The organism is Thauera phenylacetica B4P, assembly GCF_000310225.1.
Classification (GTDB): domain Bacteria; phylum Pseudomonadota; class Gammaproteobacteria; order Burkholderiales; family Rhodocyclaceae; genus Thauera; species Thauera phenylacetica.
Genome location: NZ_AMXF01000312.1, coordinates 1 through 3706 on the forward strand (window position 1 = coordinate 1; position 3706 = coordinate 3706).

Sequence of the window (3706 nt, forward strand, 5' to 3'; positions counted from 1 at the left end):
GGCGGCGATGCGCAGGCGCCCTGGCGCCGCGGGCAGGCGCACGCCCAGGCGCGCGAGCGTGGTGCGCGCGATCTCCAGCCCGGCGCCGAAGCGGTTGTGCGCGACGTGGGCCTGGATGCGGATCTGCTCGCAGCGCACGCGGTCGAGCGGGTCGTGCGCGTGCTCCTGGGCGGCGTCGAGCAGGGCCTGCATGCGTGCGTCGTCGCCGCGGCTGTTGGCGGCATCCGCGGCCGCGAGGTGCAGGTCGAGGCACAGCCGGTGCTGGGTGCGCCAGGCGTCCGCGGGCAGGGCGTCGAGGCCGCTGTCGAGATAGTCGAGGGCCGACTCGAAGGCGGCGGACTCGCGCGCACGCAGCCCGGCGCACAGGTTCAGGGCGGCGAGCGCGATGCGCTCGTCGGGGTCGTCGATGGCGCTGCGCGCGAGGTTGAGGTGGCCGGCGATCTCGAACACCCGGCGGTCGAGCGCGCCGGTGTCGAGGTTCTGCCGCAGCAGGCGGCCGACGCGCAGGTGGAGCTGCTCGCGCGCGTCGTCCGCGAGCAGCGAGTAGGCCGCCTGCTGCACGCGGTCGTGCGCGAAGCGATAGCGGGCGCGGCCGAGACGGTCGCGCTCGGGGCGGTCGCCGTCGTCGAGCGGCACGACCAGGCCCTCGCCGAGCGCCGGCACGAGGTCGTGCGCGAGCTGGCGCGCGCGCCCTTCGCCGACGATGGAGAGCGTCTTGAGGTCGAAGGTGCCGCCGATGCAGGCCGCCAGCGGCAGCACCGCGCGCGTGCCCTCGGGGAGGCGGCGCAGGCGGTTCACCATGAGCTCGACCACGTCGGTGCTGAGCGCGCGCGCGCGGATCGCCGCCTCGTCCCATTCCCAGCGTTCGCCATGGAAGCGGATCAGGCCCTCCTCGTAGACCGCGTCGAGGAGCTGGTTGAGGAAGAACGGGTTGCCCTGGGTCTTCTCGTGACAGGCCTCGGCGAGCCGCGCGCATTCGATCTCGCTGCAGCGCAGGGTGTCGGCGAGGAGCTGGCGGACCTGGGCGAGATCGAGCGGCTGCAGGCGCAGCTCGACCGGCGGCAGCGCGCTCCTGCGCATGCGCTCGACGAAGCCGGCGAGCGCATGGCCCGGTCCGATCTCGTTGTGCCGGTAGCTGCCGACGAGCAGCAGGCGGGGTGGCCCGGCGTGCGTCGCGAGCGATTCGATCAGACCGAGCGAGGCCGGGTCGGCCCACTGCAGGTCGTCCAGGAAGAGCGTGAGCGCCTGGCCCGGCTCGGTCAGCGCATCGATCAGGCGCGAGAACAGATGCAGGCGGCCCTGCTCGTCGAAGCGGTGCTGGCTGGGCGGGGAGACGCCGGCGTCGGGGACGACGAGGCCGAGCTCGGGCAGCAGGCGCACCAGGGTGGCGAGGTAGCCGCCGAGCTGCTCGCGCAGGCGCGCGCCGAGGGCCGCGAGGCGCTCGCCCGGTTCGGTGAGGTGCTGGCGGACGAGCTCGCGCAGCGCCTGCAGCAGGGCGGAATGCGGCGGATTGCGGCGGTACTGGTCGAACTTGCCGCTGGCGAAGTGGCCGTTGCGTTCGAGCACCGCGCGGCGCAGCTCGTGCACCAGGCTGGACTTGCCGACCCCGGTGTAGCCGCTGATCAGCACGATCGCGCGCTCGCCGGCGGCGCAGGCCTGCACCCGACCCTCGAGCTCGGCGAGCAGGGCCGTCCGCCCGTACAGCCGCTTCGGCACCTGGAAGCGCGCGGAGACGTCGCGGCTGGCGGGCACGAAGTCGCCCGCCGCCGCGGTGCCGCGCCGCTGCAGGCATTCGCGCAGGTCGTGCACGATGCCGTGCGCCGACTGGTAGCGCTCGGAGGCGTCCTTGGCGAGCAGCTTGAGGACCACGGCGGAGACCGCCTCGGGCAGCAGGCGGTTGATGTGGTGCGGCGGGCGCGGCGCGTGGGCGATGTGGCAATGCACCAGCTCCAGGCCCTCGCGCCCGGCGAAGGGCGGCTGGCCGGTGAGCAGCTCGTACAGGGTGGCGCCGAAGCTGTAGTAGTCGGTGCGGTAGTCGATCTCGCGGTTGATCCGCCCGCTCTGCTCGGGGGCGATGTAGGGCAGGCGGTGCCCCGCCAGCTGCGGCGTGTTCCAGTCCGCCTGCTCGCGCAGGAAGCGCGTGGCCATGCCGAAATCGACCAGCAGGGGGGCGCCGGACGAGGTCACCAGGATGTGGTCCGGATTGAGCTGCTTGTGTATGACGCGCGCCTCGTGCAGGCGGCCGAGCAGCTCGCACACCCGGATCATCAGCGCCAGCCAGTCGTGCCATTCGCGATTGCCCGGGCGCATCGCCTGGCGCAGCGAGTGCGCCTCGCGATCGGCGAACACCAGCGCCGGGCCGCGCTCGAACTCGAGCTGCTCGAGCGCCTTCGGAACGCCTTCGAGCTCGAGCGTGCCGAGCAGCTCGAACTCGTGCTGCAGGCGCGCCGGCGCGCCCGGCGCGCAGCGCGTCCGATCGAGCTGCTTGACGATCACCGGGGCGTTGCGCCCCGGCAGCAGCACGCGGCTCACCATGCTGCAGCGGCCCTGGTAGAGGCGCTTGAGCAGGCGGTACTGCAGCTCGGGCGCGTTCATCGCAGGGGTCGCGGCGGCTTCACTCGAGCTCGCCGGCGAACAGATAGCCCGCGCCGTGCGCGGTCAGGATCAGGCGCGGGTCGGCGGGGTTGTCGTCGAGCTTGCGGCGCACGCGCCCGACCAGCACATCGACCGTGCGGTCGTTGGGCGTCCACTCGCGGTCGTGGATCGCATCCATCAGCTGATCGCGCGACAGCACCTGGCCGGCGTGGCTCAGCAAGGCCATCAGCAGCTTGAACTCGCCCTGGGGCAGGCGCTCGATGCGGCCGTCCGGGGAGACCAGCTGGCGCTTGTGCGGGTTCAGCGTCCAGCCTTCGAAGCGGAAGCAGCCCTGCTCGGCCTCGCGGGTCTCGCTGCCGGTGCATTGCGCCACCCGCCACAACAGGTTCCTCGCCCGCACCAGCAGCTCGCGTGGGTTGAAGGGCTTGGTGACGTAGTCGTCGGCGCCGAGCTCGAGCCCGACGATGCGGTCGATCTCGTCGTCGCGCGCGGTCACCAGGATGATGCCCACGCGCGAGGCCGCGCGCAGCTCGCGGGTGAGCGTGAGTCCATCCTTGCCGGGCAGGCGGATGTCGAGCAGCACGAGCGCGATGCGCTCCTGCTCGACGCGTTGCAGCAGGTCGTCGGCATTGTCGCTCTCGGAGACGCGATAGCCTTCCTTCTCGAGATAGCCGACGAGCAATGCTCGCGACACGGGGTCGTCCTCGACCACCATGATGTGCGGCGTTGCAGGTGTCTCCTTCGACATCGATCCTCCTTCGTTTGGGGTCGAACGTTCGCTTGTTGTGCGCGGATGATCTCCCGAATCCTCGTCACCGGCAATCCGCCGCAAGAGGCCGTGCGTGGGATGTTGCACGGCGTTTACATTCGCGCACAACTCGGCACATCCGCCGCCAAGTTCGTTTACCGCGTGCCCTTATCGTGTCCGTCATCGGAAGTCCGGCGGGCGGTCACCGCGCCTGCCCGGACCGCATGCGCAACGGAGCGAGGAGCGAGGGCCTTGGAAAAGGAAAAGAACATCGGGTCGATGGTCGCGGCGGGGCTGCTCGCCCTGGTGGCCGCGGTCGGCGCGCCGCAGCGGGCGGAGGCGGCGGACGGCGCGGCGCTGCTG

Annotated in this window: 2 protein-coding genes; both read right to left on the reverse strand. The window is 72.0% G+C overall.

Annotated elements, in window-relative coordinates:
* On the reverse strand, positions 1–2595 hold a 2595-nt coding region (locus C667_RS21040; RefSeq protein ID WP_004382477.1), incomplete at its 3' end, for an ATP-binding protein.
* Between the two features lie 19 nt (positions 2596–2614).
* Positions 2615–3343: a two-component system response regulator TorR gene (torR, locus tag C667_RS21045; RefSeq protein ID WP_039922604.1), complete on the reverse strand. Its 729-nt coding sequence runs from the start codon at positions 3341–3343 to the stop codon at positions 2615–2617.
* Between the last annotated feature and the right edge of the window lie 363 nt (positions 3344–3706).